The organism is Xenorhabdus bovienii SS-2004 (genome assembly GCF_000027225.1).
GTDB classification, from domain to species: domain Bacteria; phylum Pseudomonadota; class Gammaproteobacteria; order Enterobacterales; family Enterobacteriaceae; genus Xenorhabdus; species Xenorhabdus bovienii_C.
Window position 1 is genome coordinate 2,141,723 of the sequence record NC_013892.1, and the last position, 21,054, is coordinate 2,162,776.

Annotated in this window: 17 protein-coding genes; 12 read left to right on the forward strand and 5 right to left on the reverse strand. The window is 39.8% G+C overall.

Translation table 11 applies throughout. From position 1 onward, the window contains the following. Positions 1 to 101: 101 nt before the first annotated feature. Entirely contained in the window at positions 102 to 680 is a 579-nt protein-coding gene (locus XBJ1_RS09140) for an NAD(P)H-dependent oxidoreductase (RefSeq protein WP_012988602.1), read from the reverse strand. Between the two features lie 164 nt (positions 681 to 844). Further along, the gene (locus XBJ1_RS09145; protein ID WP_012988603.1) at positions 845 to 1,768 is read right to left on the reverse strand and encodes an AraC family transcriptional regulator; all 924 of its coding nucleotides are present in this window, start codon (positions 1,766 to 1,768) and stop codon (positions 845 to 847) included. A 1,055-nt stretch (positions 1,769 to 2,823) separates the two neighbouring features. Here XBJ1_RS09145 and XBJ1_RS09150 point away from each other — a divergent pair. The 9 genes from XBJ1_RS09150 to XBJ1_RS09190 all read left to right on the forward strand — a co-directional run bounded on the left by XBJ1_RS09150 (position 2,824) and on the right by XBJ1_RS09190 (position 12,891). Then, positions 2,824 to 3,903 (forward strand): asparagine synthetase A, encoded by a 1,080-nt coding sequence (locus XBJ1_RS09150; protein ID WP_080515960.1) that lies wholly within the window; start codon positions 2,824 to 2,826, stop codon positions 3,901 to 3,903. Between the two features lie 88 nt (positions 3,904 to 3,991). After that, positions 3,992 to 4,819 (forward strand): class I SAM-dependent methyltransferase, encoded by an 828-nt coding sequence (locus XBJ1_RS09155; RefSeq protein WP_049778818.1) that lies wholly within the window; start codon positions 3,992 to 3,994, stop codon positions 4,817 to 4,819. Positions 4,820 to 4,891: 72 nt separating this feature from the next. Then, the gene (locus tag XBJ1_RS09160; RefSeq protein ID WP_038198811.1) at positions 4,892 to 5,866 is read left to right on the forward strand and encodes an LD-carboxypeptidase; all 975 of its coding nucleotides are present in this window, start codon (positions 4,892 to 4,894) and stop codon (positions 5,864 to 5,866) included. 36 nt (positions 5,867 to 5,902) lie between these two features. Next, a complete protein-coding gene (locus tag XBJ1_RS09165; protein WP_038198812.1) occupies positions 5,903 to 6,658 on the forward strand; it encodes a nucleoside phosphorylase in 756 nt (251 codons plus the stop codon). A gap of 2 nt (positions 6,659 to 6,660) precedes the next feature. Then, positions 6,661 to 7,251, forward strand: coding sequence for a VOC family protein (locus tag XBJ1_RS09170; RefSeq protein ID WP_012988610.1), 591 nt, complete (start codon positions 6,661 to 6,663; stop codon positions 7,249 to 7,251). Positions 7,252 to 7,272: 21 nt separating this feature from the next. Continuing rightward, complete coding sequence (gene gloA, locus XBJ1_RS09175; RefSeq protein ID WP_012988611.1) at positions 7,273 to 7,686, forward strand: lactoylglutathione lyase; 414 nt, start codon at positions 7,273 to 7,275, stop codon at positions 7,684 to 7,686. A 34-nt stretch (positions 7,687 to 7,720) separates the two neighbouring features. Then, positions 7,721 to 10,174, forward strand: coding sequence for a leucine--tRNA ligase (gene leuS / locus XBJ1_RS09180; protein ID WP_038198815.1), 2,454 nt, complete (start codon positions 7,721 to 7,723; stop codon positions 10,172 to 10,174). Between the two features lie 216 nt (positions 10,175 to 10,390). Then, positions 10,391 to 11,473: an aminoacyl--tRNA ligase-related protein gene (locus XBJ1_RS09185; RefSeq protein WP_232503273.1), complete on the forward strand. Its 1,083-nt coding sequence runs from the start codon at positions 10,391 to 10,393 to the stop codon at positions 11,471 to 11,473. A gap of 179 nt (positions 11,474 to 11,652) precedes the next feature. Next, positions 11,653 to 12,891 carry an MFS transporter gene (locus XBJ1_RS09190; RefSeq protein ID WP_012988614.1) on the forward strand — a complete coding sequence of 413 codons (1,239 nt, stop codon included), beginning with the start codon at positions 11,653 to 11,655 and terminating at the stop codon, positions 12,889 to 12,891. Positions 12,892 to 13,075: 184 nt separating this feature from the next. Here the strand turns inward: XBJ1_RS09190 and XBJ1_RS09195 are convergent, their stop codons facing one another. The 3 genes from XBJ1_RS09195 to XBJ1_RS20775 form a co-directional block, all read right to left on the reverse strand. Next, on the reverse strand, positions 13,076 to 13,318 hold the full coding sequence (locus tag XBJ1_RS09195; protein WP_012988615.1) for a hypothetical protein: 243 nt from the start codon (positions 13,316 to 13,318) through the stop codon (positions 13,076 to 13,078). 412 nt (positions 13,319 to 13,730) lie between these two features. Then, entirely contained in the window at positions 13,731 to 18,119 is a 4,389-nt protein-coding gene (locus XBJ1_RS09200) for an RHS repeat-associated core domain-containing protein (protein WP_012988617.1), read from the reverse strand. A 160-nt stretch (positions 18,120 to 18,279) separates the two neighbouring features. Beyond that, positions 18,280 to 18,974, reverse strand: a protein-coding gene (locus tag XBJ1_RS20775) for an IS1 family transposase (RefSeq protein WP_143827612.1) whose coding sequence is annotated in 2 segments (ribosomal slippage) — positions 18,280 to 18,719 and positions 18,719 to 18,974 — 696 coding nt in all. Because the reading frame shifts where the segments join, the coding sequence is not laid out codon by codon here. Between the two features lie 68 nt (positions 18,975 to 19,042). Between XBJ1_RS20775 and XBJ1_RS09210 the strand changes: the two genes are divergently transcribed. The 3 genes from XBJ1_RS09210 (at position 19,043) to XBJ1_RS09220 (ending at position 21,050) form a co-directional block, all read left to right on the forward strand. Continuing rightward, positions 19,043 to 19,483, forward strand: a complete 441-nt coding sequence (locus tag XBJ1_RS09210) for a tetratricopeptide repeat protein (protein ID WP_012988618.1) — start codon at positions 19,043 to 19,045, stop codon at positions 19,481 to 19,483. Further along, positions 19,480 to 19,893, forward strand: coding sequence for a VOC family protein (locus XBJ1_RS09215; RefSeq protein WP_012988619.1), 414 nt, complete (start codon positions 19,480 to 19,482; stop codon positions 19,891 to 19,893). Before XBJ1_RS09210 ends, XBJ1_RS09215 begins: the two co-directional genes overlap by 4 nt. A 101-nt stretch (positions 19,894 to 19,994) precedes the next feature. Continuing rightward, positions 19,995 to 21,050 carry a TauD/TfdA family dioxygenase gene (locus XBJ1_RS09220; protein WP_232503274.1) on the forward strand — a complete coding sequence of 352 codons (1,056 nt, stop codon included), beginning with the start codon at positions 19,995 to 19,997 and terminating at the stop codon, positions 21,048 to 21,050. The last annotated feature ends 4 nt before the right edge of the window (positions 21,051 to 21,054 follow it).

Genomic DNA, 21,054 nt, shown 5'->3' on the forward strand with positions numbered 1-21,054 from the left:
GATAAAAATTCAAGGAAGATTTATGTAAGGTAATATGAATAAATTTAAACCGTGATAACAATCACATTACCCACCTGCATGGCAGGTGGGAGCACGAATAGTCAATAACAATCAGATAAGTGTATTTTTAACCGCTCAATATCCTGTGCAATCTGTGGCTGTTTCACCACGTCATAGCAAGCAAACGTCGGTAATGGTGACATGCCTAAAAACTGATTTGCTTTGTGAAAAGGGTAATAAACGTTGTCGATGCCTTTTCCTTCAAAGAACTGTTCAGGATCTTCAAAAGATTCCAGCGGTGCATTCCAGGTAACCGAAAACATGTAATTTTTACCCTGAGATAAACCTCCTGAACCATATTTTTTGGTAAGATCGCTGCGAGTCCGCCCGTCATCTTGAAATAACGTACCGTCACCGGCACTAAAAACTTCATCGACATATTTTTTCAAAATCCACGGGGCTTCCATCCACCAGCCCGGCATCTGGTAAATAATGCTGTCTGCCCAAATAAATTTATCGACTTCTGCCTGAATATCATAACCCTTATCAACATGAGTTATTTGGATCTCGTGCCCCATTCCCGTCAGATGATCCTTGATGATCTCTGTTAACGTGTTATTTAGTTCTCCTTTTGATTCACCAAACTCTTTTGCTGAATTAACAACCAAAATGTGGGTCATAATCATCCTCTGTTTTATTTTATGGATAATGCATGAATTATATTAGATCCAATTTTAGCCGGAAGGGTGCCCAGTTATTTCCAATCGTTGCCTGATCCTCCAAAGAGATATTGTTTTCGCATTTATCGTTTTATCAAGGTCATTTGATGGCGATGGGTTAATCATCATCTTACTCGCAGCCGTTTGATATCCCGACAGGGTGGCTCACCAAATAGACGGCTGTATTCACGGTTGAACTGGGAAGGGCTTTCATAACCCACCTGAAATGCGGTGGCTGATACGTTATGGTGTTGTGTCAATAATATTCGTCTCGCTTCATTTAAACGCAACCATTTCTGATACTGGAGTGGGCTCATTGAAGTCACCGCCTTAAAGTGGTGATGAAAGGATGAAGGACTCATTCGGGCAATTTGTGCGAGTTGTTCGACTTTGACGGAGTCAGCAAAGTGATCTTTCAGCCAGTTAATGGTCTTGCTGATTTGATGGCTGGGGCTTTCCTGTGAGGCCATCTGTTGCAGTCGTCCACCCAATTCACTTTTTAGCAGACGGTAGACAATCTCTTTTTGAATCAATGGAGAAAGTACGGGAATATCCTCTGGAGTACTTAATAAATCCAGCAGCCGATTGAAACAAACCAGCAGTTCAGCTGTAACGGGAGTGACAGCTAACCCGCATGTATCTGGCGAATCCTGCCGGATTGCAACATGATTTTCTATCAGTAATTCTGAGGCTTCCTGAATATTAAACTGTAACATCATGGCAAAAAAGGGTTCTTCTTTCGAAGCGGTGCAAACTTGAGTAATGGTGGGAATATCGGTGGAAGTCACCATAAATTGGCTGGCATCACAACAATAAGAGCACCCGCCGATAGTTATCCGTTTTTTCCCTTGAACAATGATCATAATGCTGGGTTCGTACAACCAGCCTACTGGTGTTGTTGGCTGTTCTAAATGACACAATGTCATTTCTGGGATCGCAGTTTTGACTGCATATGTATTGGGTCGCGTCAAGCTGGCTATTTTCCCGATTAATTGTTGTAACTGAATTTCAATTTCTGTTGCACCGGATGGGTGATGTAATGCTTTCATTTTCTACTCCCTCATTCATTGCCATAAACACACAAAATTTTTACTCATTATTGTTACTTAGCATATCGTTAGAATTGGAAAGTTTATATCAGTGAAAATAATAAATTGGAGGATTAGGCAAGGATAGTGGAGGATAAGGTGGTTAAGGGATTTAATCATAAAACATTAAGTGGATTGATTGAACAGATCTTGGGGGAGCTAATACTACAGATGTAATAAGTATGGTGTCATGATACGCCTCTATTTATGAGTGACGGTTTAACAATAGTTTAAGTTAGGCTGATTATAGTAATTACCGAACAAGTAGGAGAAGATTATGTCATACTTAGATCCATTGATGTTATTATCTTTCTTTATTCTTCCAGAAAACGTATGGAAGGTAAAAAATGATTTATAAAATTGATAATTATTTTTATTTTTTTGGATTATGCCTTAAATAAATATGAATGTGTGAACAATAGTGTGGACCTATTATGTATTTTTATAAATCTATTGGCGCATCTATTTTTTTAGTATTGTATCTATGTTTTTTAAAAGATAAAAAGGAATATGTTCATGATCAAATTAAATAAAATGGAATATAGAAAAAATTTCAGGAGGAACAAATCATAATAGCCATCACCCCAATAATCGTCAAATAGTTAAAGATCTCGCTTATGCTACAGCAAGTGGTGCTTCTAGAAGTGACAGTGGGGGCTAGTATGGGCGCGACAAAATATATTGTTAGTAGTGTTATTAAGGGGGGCGCGTGAAAAACGGAAAATATACTATATTAAGTACTTAAACATCGCTCAAAATTAAAAAGTATCTGCATGGTAAGAAATATTAGCATAATTTTATATTCTGATAGAGTTGCCGACTAAAAATTGAGTAAGTAGTGATAACTATTTTGAAAAATATCGGTATATATATCTAATAATGTTATCAATAAGCAGATAATACGCGATCTTTGTGTCTATTGGTAGCGCACAACTCTGTAGGTGTTTCTGTGAGTAAAGCAATTCTAGTTTTACTCTATTCGATGTTGCATGTTTATTTTTTATACAAGGAAAATCATGATTAGCGACAACACAATAAAAAAACCTCTTTCAGGGAATGTTTCACAGCGTAGATCTTTAACTAATACGATGAAGTCAAAACAAAGTTGGAAGAACCCTGAAAGCCATTTCGAGAGTGCGATCTTTGATCCATGGTATAAATCAATAACTAAAATACATTCTCTTATTTCAGCCAAAACAGGAGGATTTTTTAGCTCTAGAGAGTTGTCTCCAGTACTGCTACCTGTTACCACTGGATCTATTTCGAGTCCTATGGGACTTGGATCAGATTCGATACCTGTGAAAATTAATCTAGGGGGAGTGGATACTTATTTGGCGGATTCCATGCAGTTTTTGCTTGAATACGTTCTGAGATTGAATGACAAAGGTGTGTATTATCTCATGCCTACCTTCAGAGGCGAAGAACAGGACAAGCGCCATTTGAATCAATTCTATCATGCAGAAAGTGAAATCATCGGCAGTTTGGATGATGTCATTGAACTAGCCAGTTCGTACGTGACATACCTATGCGATTACTTCTTAGAAAACGAAAGAGCACTTTTATCGCAATTTACTGATGAACTAGAACACCTAAGAAAGCTTTCTATGCTTAAGGGCAACATACCACGAGTAAGGTTCACGGATGCGGTGGAGTTATTAAACAATGACTCACGGTATTTTAGTGAGCATGAATCTGAATTTAAACAAATAACAAATGAAGGCGAACAAAAGTTAATTGAATTATTCGATGGCGCAGTTTGGTTGACCCATTTCCCTAGCTTATCAGTTCCTTTTTATCAGGCAGATGCATCTGAGCAAGGCTATTCACTTACAGCGGATTTGTTGATGGGGATTGGTGAAACGTTAGGTGCAGGAGAAAGGAATACTTATGCCGAGAATGTAGTGGAGAACTTGAATGTTCGAAAAGTATCCCGTGAAGAGTATGAGTGGTATATCCGAATGAGAGAATTAATGCCCCTAAGAACATCAGGGTTTGGGATGGGAGTTGAAAGATTCATTCTATGGCTAATTAATCATGATGACATTCGAGATTGTCAGTTACTTCCCCGCATTCACGGAGAAAATATCCTACCATAAATTATTTGGTTATCCTTTCTCAAAGAAGCATATTTTAACTTAAATGCGCATTGTTTTGTACTGCGTAATTATCTAACTAAGGTGAAAAATGAAACACTTAACTTTAGAGTCAATTCCAACCATTAAGTATTTTCCCATGATCGGTATTGTGAGAGAAACGAATAGACCGCCAGGAGGAATGAATAGCATTAGAAGAATTGCTCAGAATGCTTTTTTGAATAGCAAAACAGAAGTGTTAGAAGTGGGCACGGCGACAGGTGTAACAGCAATCGAATTGGCTAAGCTTACCTATTGTAAGATTACTGCAATTGATATTGATGAGAACAATTTGTCAGTCGCTTGTAATCGGGCGATCAAGGAAAATGTTTCTAAACTAATTTCTTTCGAAAAAAGAGATGCCACTGATACAAAGTTCGAAGATAAGACTTTTGATATGGTTTTCTGTGGCAATGTAACCTCTTACTTTGATGACAAAGTGAAAGCTATTAAGGAATATGACCGGGTATTAAAAGACAATGGATTGATTGCCGCGATCCCAATGTACTATATCAAAAAACCGAAAGACTCACTTGTGGATGAGGTTTCAGAAGCTATCGATGTCAAAATTAGCCCTCTATACAAAAAAGACTGGATTGAGTTCTTCAACCTTCCAGGGTACGAGCTTGTTTCTTGTGAAAATTTTGTTTTCGATGATATTTCAAACGCCAAAGTTGAAGAATATGTCAATATCATTTTCAAACAACAACATCTAGAAGAACTTGATCCTGAAATTCGGACTGCATTATACAAGAGATATAGCTACTTTATGCATCTGTTCAGAACGAATTTATCACATATGGGTTTTTCTTTAATGCTTCTTAGAAAGGTAACATTTCCCACTGAGCCTGAGTTGTTTACCGCTAGCCCAATAGACTAAGCGCCAACGAAGAGTTAGTCGTCCACAATGAACTTCGGTCGACTAAATTAACACCCAAACTACAGGTGATGAATGGCTAAAATAACCATTGTTGCGCCAGCCAATACTATGTGCAATTTAGACACAAAAATGATAGATGTTGGCCTTAAAAATCTATCAAATCTTGGGTACGTAGTTTCAATCAACGACGAATCTTTCTTTGACACCGAAAATATTGCCGGAACTACTGCTCAACGTGCGTCTAGTATAAATCGGGCAATACTAAGTGAAAATACAGATATTATTATGGCAGTTTTTGGCGGCTACAATTGTAATGATTTACTCGAACACATTGATTTCATAGAGCTCCATCGTACTAATAAAGTATTAATTGGGTATAGTGATATCACTGCCTTACTTAACGCCTACTATGCGGTTACTGGTGGAGTTAGCTTTCATGGTCCTGGATTTGGAACCTTTTGCAACCCAAGCTTACCAGCCGAAACGGTTAATGGTTTTACCAAAGCGCTAAGGCTGACAAATATAGAAGAGAGACTTATTCAACCCCAAATGACAGCTAGTGACTTATGGTTCTTGAAAAGTGGTTTCGGCCCTAGGGAATGGAAATCTCACCCTGAATGGCGGACTATTAATGAAGGGGAAATTAAAGGCATACTAATCGGCGGGAATATTGAGTCTTTGGTAAACCTTATCGGAACTAAATACTGTCCGGACTTCGACAATAAAATCCTATTACTTGAGTCAGGTTTTAATACCGATCCGAGCCAATTCAGAATGTGGGTATCCCACCTTAAAGCATGCGGCATATTTGATAAAATTTCCGGCTTGTTAATTGGAAACTTTACTGAGTGTTCTAGAAAAAGGTTTAGTCCCTCATATTTAGATAATCTGATTTCAGAGTTTGTTCCGGAAATTGTTCCTACACTTGTTAATTTCTCGTCTTCACACACAGATCCAATATTGACCTTACCAATCGGCGGTTTCATTCATATGAAATTAAGTAACAAACAAAATGAAATCTGTATGTCCGTACCGGAAATACCCTAATTTTTCAATAGATAATAACATCAAACGCGAGGATATATGAACAATAACTTAATTGTAGATCCAAATAAATTTATTTCGTATTTACGCGCTAGTGGGTACTTACAAGTCGAATCAGTTCCAAAAACTGTTATTATGGTTTTTTTGGAAAGTCTAATGGAACACTGCAAAGAGATTTATGACTTAAATAAAATAGAAGGGTTTAATGCTGGAGAACTTTATGTTCTATCAGACAATGAATCTGTAGGAATTTTTTATTGTAGAGGAATAGGAGCTCCTGTCGCAGTTATAAATCTGGAAGAGTTAATCGCATTTGGAGTACAAAATTTTATAGTTGTGGGAACGGCTGGAGCTCTCAACCCTAACCTTTCCATTGCAGATATTGTTCTATGTGATAGTGCCCTAAGAGACGAAGGGACATCAAAACACTATGTTTCTGACGGGCAAATATCTTTACCAACGGAAAAGTGGCATAAAGACCTTAAACTTTGCTTCAGTAAGCATATACCATCTATTACTGAAGGTAGAACTTGGACTACTGATGCACCTTATCGAGAGACCAAATCAAAAGTTACGAGCTTACAGCAGCAAGGGGTATTGTGCGTAGAAATGGAAGCATCAGCCCTGTTTGTTGTGGCCGGATTCCATAAAGTCAATATCGCATCCGCATTTGTTATTAGCGACTCATTGGCAGACCTAAAGTGGACTCCTGGTTTTTTTTCCAACAAAGTGACTGATTCACTGATTTGCCTTATTAAGCATTCAATAAATTTCTTACATAATAAAAAGGACTAATTATGTTAGATATAGTTGAATTTGGTCATATAAATATTGTTGTAGATGATATCGACGATGCAACAAGATTTTATCAATCTTTATTTAGATTTGAGCTGGTACAGTCATTTCCACATTTTCAGAACTCAGGTTTTGCTAAAGGTGCTGGTTTTTTGGAAGGCTCGGAACAAGTAGTTGTTGCTATAAATTTTCTTAAAATACCTAATACTACAGTTTATTTAGAAATCATTAGCTACATTAATCCCAAGCCAATTAATCCACCTCAAACATTTTTGCCAAATGAATTGGGAGGGCCTAGACATATAGCGTTACGTGTGAGGGACATTGCCAGTGCATACGAGAAAATCAAGTCTTTTCCCGGTGTTTCTCTCATCAATCCTAACTCGGATTATAAACCCTTTCAATTGGATCCGGTATGTCCCGACGATTTTACCTTCGCAAATGCAGAGCTCGAATCAGATTTAGATCTGAAACTAAAGTCGTCAACAATTTCCAGCTCAATTAGTTTTGTCTACTTCACCGATAAATTTGGTGTTATGTGGGAACTGGAAGAGGAACCAACAGGTGCTGATGATCCAGCATTATCTGTCTAGCATTTTTAGATAGGAGAACACATGCGAATTGCACACACAATGTTAAGAGTTTCTAACCTAGTTCAATCCATTAAATTTTATACCAAAATACTAAATATGGATTTACTTGTATGTAAGGATTTTCCGGATGGTAAATTCACCATTGCTTATGTTGGATATGGCGGAGAATTTGATAGCGCCTTGATTGAATTGACTCATAACTGGGAGACTAATAAATATGAACTCGGAAATGGATTCGGTCACATTGCAATCTATACCGATGATGTGTTCGCTATATGTGATCGGATAATTGCAAGTGGCGGAAATGTTGTGCGAATGCCTGGACCCAAAAAATATGGGTCAACAATAATTGCATTTGCAACCGATCCTGATGGTTACAAGATTGAATTCGTAGAGTGCGAAAAAGAAATAAAGAAAAGTCCTAATGAAAAATAAGTTATAGGTGGTATTTAAGTATATGTCCATGAAAATAAATAAAACATATAGTGCGAGAGATGTTGAAAAAGAAGCACAATCATACTGGTCATCAGCAAAAACCTTTCTTGCAGATGAACATAACCCAGGGGAAAAATTCTATTCTCTTTGTATGTTTCCCTATCCTAGTGGCAATATTCATATGGGGCATGTAAGGAATTACTCCATAGGTGATGCTATTATTCGTTATCAAAAAATGTGTGGAAAAAACGTATTTCAGCCTATGGGATGGGATGCTTTCGGATTGCCTGCCGAGAATGCTGCTATTAAAAATAATACTCACCCTGCATCTTGGACGTACAAGAATATAAACAACATGCGAAAGCAATTAAAGCAAATGGGGTACGGGTACGATTGGTCTAGAGAAATAGCCACGTGTTCTCCTGATTATTACCGATGGGAGCAGTGGCTATTCCTTAGATTATATGAGAAAGGACTAGCGTATAAGAAGAAATCTGTAGTGAACTGGGACCCTGTGGATGAGACCGTCCTTGCCAATGAACAAGTTATAAATGGGCGAGGGTGGCGTTCAGATGCTTTAGTAGAAAAAAGAGAAATCTCACAATGGTTTTTAAAAATCACGGATTACGCAGAAGAATTGCTAGATGGCTTGAACCACTTGGAAGAATGGCCTGTTCAAGTTAAAACGATGCAAAAAAACTGGATTGGTAAATCTACAGGAGTTCAAGTTAGTTTCAAGATTAAAGGCACAGGAAATACAGTAGAAGTATTTACGTCCAGGCCTGACACCATTTTTGGTTGCAGCTTTATAGCGCTAGCACCAGATCACTCCTTTGCACGAGAATTATCTGAACGAGAGCCCGATATAAAGCTTTTTGCAGATAAGTGTATGCAGATGTCTACTGCTGAATCTGATTTAGCGACACTGACAAAGAAAGGCATTCAAACAGACTGCATAGCTATTAATCCGTTGAATGGCGAAGAAGTGCCAATATGGATAGCCAATTACATTTTGTCGAGCTACGGTACAGGAGCCATAATGGGTGTTCCAGCCCATGATGAACGCGATCACGAGTTTGCCGGCCTCTATGATTTACCCGTTAAGCACGTCATAAAACCTGTTGATAAAGAAAGTGCCAATATTGAGGGCTTATTTACAGGTAAAGGAATTTTAATAAACTCTGGGGAGTTCAATGGGCTGGTGAGTGATGACGCTATCGAGGGAGTTACTCAAAAACTAAGGGAAATAAAGGCAGGAACATTCGAAACCAAATACAGGCTTCGCGATTGGGGAGTATCTCGCCAACGTTATTGGGGGGCTCCAATTCCAATTATATACTGCGATGATTGTGGGACTGTACCTGTACCTGAAAATGATCTTCCCGTAGTGCTACCAAAAGAATTTGAATTCACAGATAAATCCAATGTGCTTAAAAACATACCTGAATTTTACAATGTTAAGTGCCCCAGTTGTGGAAAATGTGCAGTTAGAGAAACAGACACTTTTGACACCTTTGTCGAGTCTTCTTGGTATTCCGCTCGATTTACATGTGCTGACCAACCGAACATGATGTTAGACGAGAGAGCTGATTATTGGGCGCCAGTAGATTTATACATAGGAGGCATAGAACACGCAATTTTACACTTACTGTATGCTAGATTTATTCACAAAGTAATGCGTGATGAAGGCTTGTTAACATCGGATGAGCCGTTTGTCCGTCTATTTACTCAGGGAATGGTGCTTAAAGATGGTAGCAAAATGTCAAAATCGAAAGGAAATGTAGTGAACCCTCAAGATTATATTGACAACTATGGTGCAGATACTTTGCGTCTATTTATGATGTTCAGCGCACCTCCTGAGCAGCAGCTTGAATGGTCAGACTCCGGGGTCGATGGTGCACATAGATTTATTAAGAAACTCTGGAATACGGTTCATGGTCATGCCGAACACTGCATGCCCAAGATAATTCATTCAAGTGGAATTGTTACTATTGAGCAAAAAAATTTAAGAAGGAAGCTCCATGAAACTCTAAAGAAAGTAACTGATGTTATGGAGACAAGATTAAGCTTCAACACTGCAATTGCAGCTGTTATGGAACTTATCAATACATACAATAAGTTTACGGTTAATAGTGAAACAGACAAAGCTGTAGTAAAAGAAGTATTAGACAATGTCGTTATTATGTTATCTCCTATTATCCCTCACGTTACGCATGTTTTATGGCATGTTCTAGGACATGATAATGCTCTCATTACAGAAGAGTGGCCTAAAGTAGATGAGTTGGCTATTGTTCAAGATACTGTCACTATCGCAGTCCAAGTAAACGGTAAGTTACGAGCTCAACATCTTATTAGTGTGGATGCATCAGAGGAAATGATAAAGGATAAACTGTTCACTCTAAAAGAAGTCCAGAAACATATTGAAGGGAAAACTGTGAAGCGCACCGTTATTGTTCCCAATAGACTCGTGAATATAGTTACATCTTAATTATCACACGTAACCCGTAAGATGTACTAGCCAAAATTATTCTTTTCAGTAGGAATAACTCTTATTAAATTGGAGTTATTCCTTTTGTAGGTGAATTTTTACTGATATAGAGATCTGACAAGATAATAAATAATATTGGAGGTCCACGTGAGGCTAACTAAACAACTATTTCTTGAAAAATATCGATTACCTAAAATTCTAAACCAGAATTCAACTATGTCTTTATTGAGTTCTGGGCCTTTTTATCAAATGGTAGAAAAGGGAATACCCTTATTCTTACCTATTGGTAATAAGATATTAACTGCTATTGAGCGTTGCTGTATTAAAGAGGCCGAAAAATTTGAATTCAACCATATAGATATGACCCAAATAATCCCGACTGATATCTTATCATTGGGTGAGCAATTCCATGACGGTTTTCTAGATCAATTTGTCTTCCTGAAAGGTAAAATGGAACGCTATCATTTGCTATCAACTCCAGAACCGTTATTATTAAATTTCCTTAAGGAGGGGCTTCAAAGTTACAGACAACTACCAATAAAAATGATGTTTTCCGCCAAATTTTATCGGCAGCTCAGCCAGGTTCAAGGTATTCTCAAAACAAGAGAGTTCAGAATGCTTGCTGGTGCTTGTTTACATGAGAGGGTATCTGAAAAGGAATTGGCTATTGAGTTCTTTCATAAATACACACTACATTTAGCCAATGTATTTTCTATACCTATAGAGTTCACTTATAATGAAGAAAGTAAATTTTACGAGTATTTCTATATTCATACTGATGGTGAGGAACTCTTTAATGATGTTTCTGCTGTGAGTTTGGCAATGGCGTATGAATATGGTCAAGAAAAAAAAGTGATTGCCCGCTATTGCAGCAATTCAAATAGGAATATGAACGCCCAATTCGTAACTTATGGGCTGGGGCTTCAAAGGTTATTTTTTGTGATCCTCGATTGCTATCGAGATAATAAAGGGTTCAACTTACCAAAGCCAGTACGCCCATTTGATATTGCTATAATTCCCCTACGAGATGAAGACATATCGAGGTGCTTGGAGTTTGCAAATTGTTTACAAATCCCACCAGATCGAATGTTGATAGATGATCGATGCAAGACTCAGGTATTCGAAAAAGAACGTTTTGCTGATTACCTTGGTATTCCTCAAAAACTCTTTATTAGCAATCAGGAAGTATTTGTCAAGAACAGGGATACTGGCACGTTTTTAAAAGAAGTATTCCAGCTATCCGATATTAAAAAAGAAAGCTGTAGTTTCTTTAATATCCAACCATATGCACAAAACTGATTCGATATAAATTATTTTTCTCGCTATAAAAATTAATAAAACAGTGCGAGACGCGCATAATATAATCATACATCAATCATGTAATTAAATTAACTTATTTTGCAAGTTTAAGAAATGACATTTAATTGGTTTCGATATTTTTTAATGACACATACTTAACTGATAATAAAGGAATGACAATGATAAATAAAATGATTGGAGCAATCTCAATTTATCGAGGGTTATCATCAAATATCTATTTCATCGCTATAGCGAGATTTATTCTTGGTTTAGGAAATTTTATTCTACCTTTTATGATGTTGTTACTGACTGAGAAACTCGATTACTCTGTAATAATTGCTGGATCGTTAACAATGGGAGTGACTGGTTCATATTTTATCGGTAGTATTCTAGGAGGTAAATTTTCAGATAGTATGGGTCATAAGAGAGTTTTGGTATTTGGCGAGCTAGTCGGTTCTCTTATATTGATAGTATGTGGATTTTTTGTATATAACCCTATAGTCATACCTTTGTTCTTATTCGGAACATATTTCTTTTTTGGTCTAGCACTCCCGGCAAGTAACGCATTGGTTGCTGACTTGTCAAACCACAGGAACCGCGATGCTGTAATGTCCTTAAGTTATCTTGCTTTTAATTTAGGTTCAGCAGTAGGTCCACTTCTTGCTGGATATCTATTTTGGAGTTATACAAGTTGGATATTCTGGGGGAACGGTTTAGCTGCTCTGATAGGAATATTAACAGTTCTTTTTGGAGTTAATTCTAGTGTTAAAGAAAGGGGAACGTGCCAAACTCAGTTATTGAATATCGAGTTGGAAAAACCAGTCATTGGTACCGTTTGGACAGTACTGTCCGAGAGACCAAGAATTATTTTTTTTACATTTTTTTGCTCTCTAATGTGGGTAGTTATGAATCAAATGACTATGGCTAGTCCGCTGTATTTGAACTATATATTTGATACTCATGGCCCTATTCTATTTGGACAGCTCTGCACTTTTTCCTGCTTAGTCGTTGTTGCAATAACACCTATATTAATGAAATTGACTGCCTCCAAGTCGGACATTATAAGCCTTGCGTATTCAAGTGTTATTTTCGCAGTTGGTTACTTAGTTGTAATGTCAAGCCCAACTATACCAATGCAATTTATCGCATGGTTCTTCTTATCTGCTGGTGAAATTCTTCTTTATACTAAGGAAGGTATATATTTAGCCAATCAATCACCAAAAAGCCATAGAGGTAGAATTCAAAGTTTTTCAACGTGCATGCGCAATATTTTGCTTATGCCAAGTTTTGTATTAATTGGTTTCACAATCGATAAATTTGGATATCAATACACATGGTTACTTATAGTGTCTATTGCCATGTTGGCTGCATTTGGGTTTATGGCTATGGATAAAAAATATGAATCTTTAAGAACTTAGAGAGGTGGATCAATAAGATAATTTTTGATTAGCGGGTATTTCTGAAAAGCAGAAGAGAGCTCATATAGGACTCCACTTGAAAAACGGAAAATATACTACTGTAAGGGCTTCCCCGGCCCGTCAACGATGACTAAAGGGGTAAGATTGCTTTACTATACAAATACTTTATCGCTGAGTTCCAACCTCAACATACGCTTAGTCTCATTGAAGTCACCGCCTTAAATGGTGATGAGATGATCATAATGCTGGGTTCGTACAACCAGCCTACTGGTGTCGTTGGCTGTTCTAAATGACACAATGTCATTTCAGGGATCGCGGTTTTGGCTGCATATGTATTGGGTCGCGTCAAGCTGGCTATTTTCCCGATTAATTGTTGTAACTGAATTTCAATTTCTGTTGCACCGGATAGGTGATGTAATGATTTCATTTTCTACTCCCTCATTCATTGCCATAAACACACAAAATTTTTACTCATTATTGTTACTTAGCATATCGTTAGAATTGGAAAGTTTATATCAGTGAAAATAATAAATTGGAGGATTAGGCAAGGATAGTGGAGGATAAGGTGGTTAAGGGATTTAATCATAAAACATTAAGTGGATTGATTGAACAGATCTTGGGGGAGCTAATTACACAGGTATAGCTTCTGAATATATATTCCGATGGATTTCAATATGCGTCGCGGCGGCAAGGGAACGAATTTCCCGGAACATAGATAATTGTGTGGCTGGGGTGAGTGAGTACAGCGAACAAAGAGGCAACTTACTAATGTATTAAGTATTGATTCCCCCAGTGGGGGAATCAATACTTAAAAATAAAAATTGAGATAATCGATTCGTTTAGGGTCCTGGAATAGCTGGAATAGCTGGAATAGCTGGAATAACTGGAATAGCTGCAATATTTGGAACAAAGGAATTAAATATATCAGATGCGGACGACTGCAGTCGAATTTCCGTCATATATTCTCCAATGATATTGGACTTCTCTAGCATTTCAAAATGTAGCCATCGATTAAAATCATATCTAAATCTATGATGACTCCATAGAAAATCCATATCTCTTATTAAATCATCACTAATATGTCTTCCCGTAGCTCTGAGCAAATTTTGTAAATGGCGCGATTGATTAATTAGACTGGTACTACCATAGCGAGTGTCACTTTTTATAAATTGCCCATATAAATTTAGATAGTTATCTTCTGTGATGTTCAGCAAAACTGGTGGTTTCGATGGCACAAGATAGACATTACTAATCATTCTTGTTGCCCCGTTAGTGCTCAGTATTTCAAATCCCGATCTATCCAACCGAAGAATCGTGTTGGTATCTAACCCGTTAATATCCACGCTTAAAGTATAAGCACCGCTATTTACTGGGTTTTCGATTTGGAAAACCCTATCTTCATTTAACATAGACTGGAAAGTCAGGGTGTATTCGTTGTGTTTGATTAGCTGAGTTTCAGGAACCCTCCTACCGCTCATACCATGGCTAAAACTGGTTATCATCCGGTGTCCCGCTCGCCGCATGCCTGTGACCAAGCCGCTGATGGCACCAGCCCCCATGCTGACCACACCGAATCCCATGGAAACCCAACCGAGGATTGCAGAGGCATGGGGATCACTGTCTTCGGTGACCACACTGGCTATTCCTGTAGCATCAGCGGCAAATCCCAGTCCGGCCAAAACAGCCCCCCCGATGGACAGTGACGCTCCCCCTGTGGGAATAGCTAAGACGATACCAACGGCTAACCCGACAGTACCAAAAACAATACCCAAAATGCCCCCCAGACTCATATGCCCGCTGGGATCAGTCCGGTTTATCGGATCATTCAGGCAATAAGCATAACTGTTGATACCACCGGCACCGAATGGACTCAGATTGTCCGGGGCAGTAAACCGCATCAATACGGGATTATAGGTGCGATAGCCATTACCTAAGTGGTAAGTTCCCCACACGGGATCAAGACGCTCGCCATTGTAGGCGGGCAGGCCGGTGGCACGTTCATTTTCCGCCTGCTGTCCATACGGGGAATAACGGTAGCGTGTTTCAGCGCCATCTCCCTTGTGGCTCAGCAGTACGCTGCTGTGTTTATCTGTCCCCAGCAAATGGACCTCTGGACCTGTCACCGTCGCGACCGTTTCCCCGTGGGCATGTAACAGACGGGTCGCAACCCCGCTTTCCCGCAAGATCTCGGCTACACGGGTCGCGCCCTGATAATAAAGCTCATAGGTTTTCTTGGTACCAATATGTTGCAACACCAGACAGTTGGCTGCGTCATAAGCGTAATGACTTATGGCCGCATTTAAACGCACTGAGGTCAACCGCCCCAGCGCATCATAGGTTAAATGGCGCCCAACCTCATCCCGGATCAATCGCCCCGCCTTGTCATAAGCCAATGTGATGGTGGCAGGATAACCGGGGTGGGTATGGGTTATCCCGTGCAACTGACAGGGATCTGCCTCACTGTAAGTAAAAGTTGCTGTATCGCTGCTGCCATCTTCAAGTATGGTCACACAGGTTTGGATATTACCCAGAACGTCATAGGCAAAGTGCTGACGGGCAATGCCAAAACCATAGGCATCACGGGGAGACTCCGAACCAGTGCAGTGATATTCCTTCAACCAGCTGCGTGCGGGATCATAGGTGTAGGTTTCCTGCCGTAACAAGCCGGATGCCTGTGAACGGGTGCTACGGCAGGTCACCTGTCCCTTGACGTTATAGCTCTGTTCCAAAGTCAGCGTATCGGTTTTAGTCCGGATCTGACGATTGACCTCACGACCAAAATCATCAAAACTCAGGGTAATGGTTAATTTCTGGTTGTGTTGTTTGTCATGAACTGTCCAACTGTTTACACGACTGGCTGTATCATAGATTAAGGCAATCTCAATATCTAAATCTCGTCTTGCGATCGGACGACCAAACGAATCAAAGCGCATATGACATTTTTTTTCCGTCACATCCTTGTAATCCGTCATCAGGCCAATGGGAGAATAGGTATAGTCGACCGAGCGGGCGACACCGGCTTGTCCATCTTCAAAATGGTAACGGGTCTGACTCAACTGCCCCGAAGCAGTATAGCTCATCTCATGCGTAGCAATCTGCGATGCAGAAGCCTGAGTCATCGTTCCCGTTTTGGGATCATAACTAAAGCGTTGTTCTATTCCTTCTGCCTCCACTTTCGTCAGGGCATTCCCTAATAAAGGCTCATATTGATGTGTCACTGTATGACCCAACGGATCAGTGGACTGGCTGGGATAAAGATTGCTCCCCTGATAAGCATAATGGTAGGTACGCCCGCCACAGGAGGTGGAGATATTGCGCTGCAGACTGTCAAAATCGCGTGTCCCCAATACATGACCGCCAGCCTCAATTTGTGTCAATAAATTGCCAGCGCTGAAAGGGGCATAGTTTTTTCGGATCACCGTGCCATCACTGTGTTTAATGGCTGAAACCCGACTAAACAGATCGTAAATATATTCTGTCTTTTGTCCAAGTTCATCGATGGTGGCCCGTAATCGTCCCAAACCATCATAATGATGGATCTGTTGGCTATAAAGCTGCCCCTGACTGTCATAACGTGTAATGGTGACGGGTTGGTGACGTACATTATATACCACGGTTGTTTTGCCAAAACGCAGCCCTTCGGCCAGCAGGGTAATCTGTGCAGTCCGGGTAGCAGGATCATAATCATGCCGGAGACGTTCCCCAGTATCCTGTATCACAAGATATCGCTGTCCCCAGTCATCATATTCAAAACGCTGACTGGAAGAGACTTGCGTGATAGAACCAGCCCCCTCACCGACGGGCAGCCAGTCATGACTGATATATTTCTCTATACGCCCCCCGTTGTCATAGACCGCTTCAGACGCCAAACGCCAGCCCTGTTTCTCCTGCCCTTTCTCCAGTTTCTCCTGCTGATAAGCACGCCCCAGTCCATCAAAGCGGGTACGCATCTGATTACCCCAAACATCAGTTTGTGTTGTTGTTACCGTACCGGCATCTTCAATGGCATAGACATACGTTATCTCCCGGGCGTAATCGGTTCCCTCATTATTGATGCGTTTCAGGATACGCCCAAAAGTATCATAGTGATAACGTGTTGTACGGCCCTGCGCATCCATGCCATGCCATAATTTGCCACTGCTCCGCGATTGTGTGCGTTGAGTAGCTATGCTGAGTTGGTCATGCCCTGTCCACTGAATACCCTGCACCAGCGCCTCTCCCTGAAGGACGTAGCTGAAAACTTGCTGGCTCGTCCATGACTGACCACCATCTTGTATACTATGCACCGTTTCATCAACCCGCTGAAGACGGCCATGATGAGGCGAAGCGACTTCATTCACATAGTGAGTCTGTCTTTCAAGCAGTAGCCTACCTGCGCTGAATATTCCCTGATAAGTACGCACGACAGCATAGGATAAGGGTGAACCGGGACGGGCTGGCAACTGAGCATAGCGATAGATTGTTTTGTAAACAGGTGCCTCCTCATTGATCCCCTCGGGGGAACACTGACCCGGCGTAACGGTTTTGGACTTGACGAAACGCACAAAGCCATGCGGATCTGGCGGACAGGCACCTGTCTCCCCGCTGGCGGGATAATAAGTCCAGTCGGTACGTGTACCATCCGGCGCAATCTGCACGGTGGGATTACCTGAGTCATCAAACTGTGTCTGGTGGTTTTCCCCGTTGGCGGCCTCATTAAAGCTGACAATCGCCGATTCCGGCATCTGAAATTGCGGGAGCTGATCCACAAAATCAACGCCAATCTGTGCATAATACTTTGTCTTATGATGACGCTGACAATCATTTTGCTGGATCACTTCTGAGGTCAACAGATGATAATTGTTATAGCTCCGGGTGATATGGCGCTGTGTTTTCCCCTCCAGCCAGCTTTCGGTCGAGCCATATTGGTAGTCGGTTAAGATGTTATAAAGATAATCCTCATTACGATCCCAATTTCCTACTGCCCCATAACCCAGAAAGTTAAAATTGGTGTATTCATAAGTGCGCACAATATCAGAGCCATTACCGGGAGATTGTGTGTGCCGAGTGACATAGGGCAATGCCGGTAGGCTCGCATTGTCTGGAAGCTGATGGCCGTTAGAATTATAGTCCACAATTTCCTTCAGCCCCGTCGGGGACAAGACCTGTGTTAAAAATCGGTTATCTGTGTCATAGTCCATCTTCCATTTCAACATTTGACCCGCCGTGCCTTTTTGGATACTGACCATATACTCATTATTAAATAATAATTGAATATCATAGGATTCAGAGGTGTTTGGCCAGACCGTTATTCGTGTATAGGAGCCCAATTCATAATGGATATTTAACAACACTTTCTCTTCATCGGCTATCGAAGACAGGTCATGTATTAAATGATTAGATTAGGTATTAAAAATAATGTTCACGTTCAATAAAGGTTCCTATCACTTTATCGTGCATTTCTTCCGATTTTGAATACCCAATGGTTTTTCTATTCAGCCTTTTGATTCGGGTACGATGCGTTAAATTCGTTCTCTCTATACGCTGAGTAAACGCCTTTCCAGTCAAGTGCTCTTCCTCGGGAAGTGGGTCATAAACAACATAGTCATCCGTGCAGTAAAACCGAATAGTAAAGGAAGATAAGAGGGTAAGCAGCTTGTCTAACGTTTTTCGACTGCGATCGCCAAAAACATGAGCCACTATTCGCTTCAGGCGGGGTTCCCAAGCATACCAAAGCCAGCGTTGGTTTTTCTTATTGCCGACAAACGACCATTGCTCGTCGATTTCACAGACAATCTGGATGCCACATTCCGCAAGGGGAAGTGTCGTTACGTTTCGGGGTCTGAGGTTTTTAATGTTTTCATGACGGTGGCGGTGGCGACTTTCAGGATCCGAGCGGTGTCACGAATTCCCCCGTTATTCATCGCGATATCGACAATCTGTTCTTTAACGCCGGGTTTGCAGGCCTGATAGGTATACGCCAACTGAAAGACCTTACAGCAGCTATAACAGCGATAACGAGGATGTCCGCCATTTCCTTTCCCATGTCCTTTGACCTGTTCTGATTTGTGGCAATAACGGCAATAGACATCAACTTTGGCCATACTTCATCCTTAAAAAGCCGGAAGCATATCACAGCAACTAACCATTTAATACATGACCAAAAAAAACCGTGTTGGAATCATCCATTAAAGAAATGATGTATGTCAGCCAGAAATGGGATGTTGCTGAAGAATATGCTATGGCTCTTGTTACACTTGACCCATACTGGTCGGTTAACTATCAAGAGCTTGCTGAAGTTTATCTTAAACAAAATAAGTATACTAAGGCATTGGAACAATATCAAAATGCGAAGCAGGCAGGTTTGCCTAGAGTGACTTTTACTGAGTATATGATTGGTGTATGCCATGAACACCTTGGCGATCATCAGGAGGCCATTAATAGTTTCAAAAATGTCCTGACAATGGATGAAACAAATATCTCAGCAGGATTATCTGGTTATAACATATCATCAAAGTATGATTTAGAATCTAAAGAATATTTTCGAGAGTTCATCAATCGTTGGGATGAGCAAGGTTTTCTCACACCTATGCATAAGGAGATGATAGTATGAATAAAATAACATCTATTAATGTAACGCGTTTCGACCATATCCAAATGGAAGTGGCTAATCTTGATGAAAGTATTCGTTTTTATGAAGAAGTATTTGGATTTAAAAAGAAGGAGGCTGGATTAAGAAGAATGGTTCGCTGGGTTATTTTAGGGAATGAAAGTAAATTATATTTGTGTTTGCATGAGTATGCTGAACGAACTGGAATTGAAAATTCTGGGTTGGAAATTACCCACGTCGGTTTTATTGTTGATAATTTCGACTCTGTTTTGCAAAAATTAAAATCACATAATGTGAAGTTACCTGATGGTGATATAATTCAATATCATTCTTCTCGTTCTATCTACTTTCTTGATCCTAATGGTTATAAAATAGAAATCTCTGAGTTCAATGGTGGTGGAATTGATCCTTGAGCAGTAATAGTGTGTATAAACAAGAATTAGGCTTTACAATTAAATTAGATCTAAATAAATATCTTTAACCATTCTATAGAATAAGTAATCTCAATTAATGTATGTTTTTATTAGAGGTCATGATTATGCTAAGTGAAGAAAACGAGATATTTAAATCAATTAGTGAAAGGTCAAATAAAGAAATATATTCACAATGTGTTATTCAATTAGATGAATATCGTGCAAGAAAGGTTATGTCTGAATTATCTAATGGATTCACACAGTCTTTTGATGGAAAAATGGGTCATAAACCTGTCGAGAGTGAGTTAAGAAAACTAATAACAGAGATTTATGAGCGTGTCAAAAGTGGCAATGGAATTGTTTTATTAAAAGGAATTTCTATTACTGAAATAAATGAAATTGAATTAGGTGAGCGTTTTTTGCGGCTTTGTAGTTTGATGGGGAAACCAGTTTCTCAGAGTGTGATGGGAGATACACTTGGGCGGGTAGAAGATATGACGCATATTGATCCTGATGCCAGAGGTTATAGAAACAGAGAAGAGTTATTTATGCATACAGATCAACCAGATATGGTGTGTATGCTTTGCGTCAGGCAAGCCAAACATGGCGGTGATAGCAAATTTGCTAGTGCGGTGGCGCTTCATGAAGCTATTAAGCAAACGAGACTAGATTTATTATCGGCTTTATACACGGGCTATCCTTATCATCGCTTGAATGAACATCCTCCAGGAGCCAGTGAAATCACTGAGCATAATGTTCCTGTATTCTCTGAATACAATGGTGAACTCAGTATTAGGTACTTAAGGTTTAATATGTTTGCAGCTGCATTTGCTCGAAATGAAAAAGTGCCACCTCTTCTGCAAAAAGCTGTCAATTATCTCGACGAATTGGCTACATCTCATTATTTTTGTTGGATTACTTCACTTGAAAAAGGAGATATTCTTTTTTTCAATAACTACCTTTTCCTACATTCACGCACTGCATTTGAAGACAATGAAGATCCAGTGAAAAAAAGATTAATGTATAGGGTATGGCTGGCGTGTGATAATTTCCGTTCCATACGATCTGAACTTGCTGTTCATCCTGAAGGCGCTGGTGGCCGAGGGGGGATCACTCCTCAACATGGTAAAAGACCACGTTTTGATTATGACTTATAGTGAT

Coding starts and splice junctions, on each gene's coding strand:
- XBJ1_RS09140 (WP_012988602.1), bottom strand. CDS start 680: ATGACCCACATTTTGGTTGTTAATTCAGCAAAAGAGTTTGGTGAATCA.
- XBJ1_RS09145 (WP_012988603.1), bottom strand. CDS start 1,768: ATGAAAGCATTACATCACCCATCCGGTGCAACAGAAATTGAAATTCAG.
- XBJ1_RS09190 (WP_012988614.1), top strand. CDS start 11,653: ATGATAAATAAAATGATTGGAGCAATCTCAATTTATCGAGGGTTATCA.
- XBJ1_RS09160 (WP_038198811.1), top strand. CDS start 4,892: ATGGCTAAAATAACCATTGTTGCGCCAGCCAATACTATGTGCAATTTA.
- XBJ1_RS09150 (WP_080515960.1), top strand. CDS start 2,824: ATGATTAGCGACAACACAATAAAAAAACCTCTTTCAGGGAATGTTTCA.
- XBJ1_RS09185 (WP_232503273.1), top strand. CDS start 10,391: ATGTCTTTATTGAGTTCTGGGCCTTTTTATCAAATGGTAGAAAAGGGA.
- XBJ1_RS09220 (WP_232503274.1), top strand. CDS start 19,995: ATGTTTTTATTAGAGGTCATGATTATGCTAAGTGAAGAAAACGAGATA.
- XBJ1_RS09165 (WP_038198812.1), top strand. CDS start 5,903: ATGAACAATAACTTAATTGTAGATCCAAATAAATTTATTTCGTATTTA.
- XBJ1_RS09170 (WP_012988610.1), top strand. CDS start 6,661: ATGTTAGATATAGTTGAATTTGGTCATATAAATATTGTTGTAGATGAT.
- gloA (WP_012988611.1), top strand. CDS start 7,273: ATGCGAATTGCACACACAATGTTAAGAGTTTCTAACCTAGTTCAATCC.
- XBJ1_RS09215 (WP_012988619.1), top strand. CDS start 19,480: ATGAATAAAATAACATCTATTAATGTAACGCGTTTCGACCATATCCAA.
- XBJ1_RS09200 (WP_012988617.1), bottom strand. CDS start 18,119: ATGGTCAGTATCCAAAAAGGCACGGCGGGTCAAATGTTGAAATGGAAG.
- XBJ1_RS09195 (WP_012988615.1), bottom strand. CDS start 13,318: ATGAAATCATTACATCACCTATCCGGTGCAACAGAAATTGAAATTCAG.
- XBJ1_RS09155 (WP_049778818.1), top strand. CDS start 3,992: ATGAAACACTTAACTTTAGAGTCAATTCCAACCATTAAGTATTTTCCC.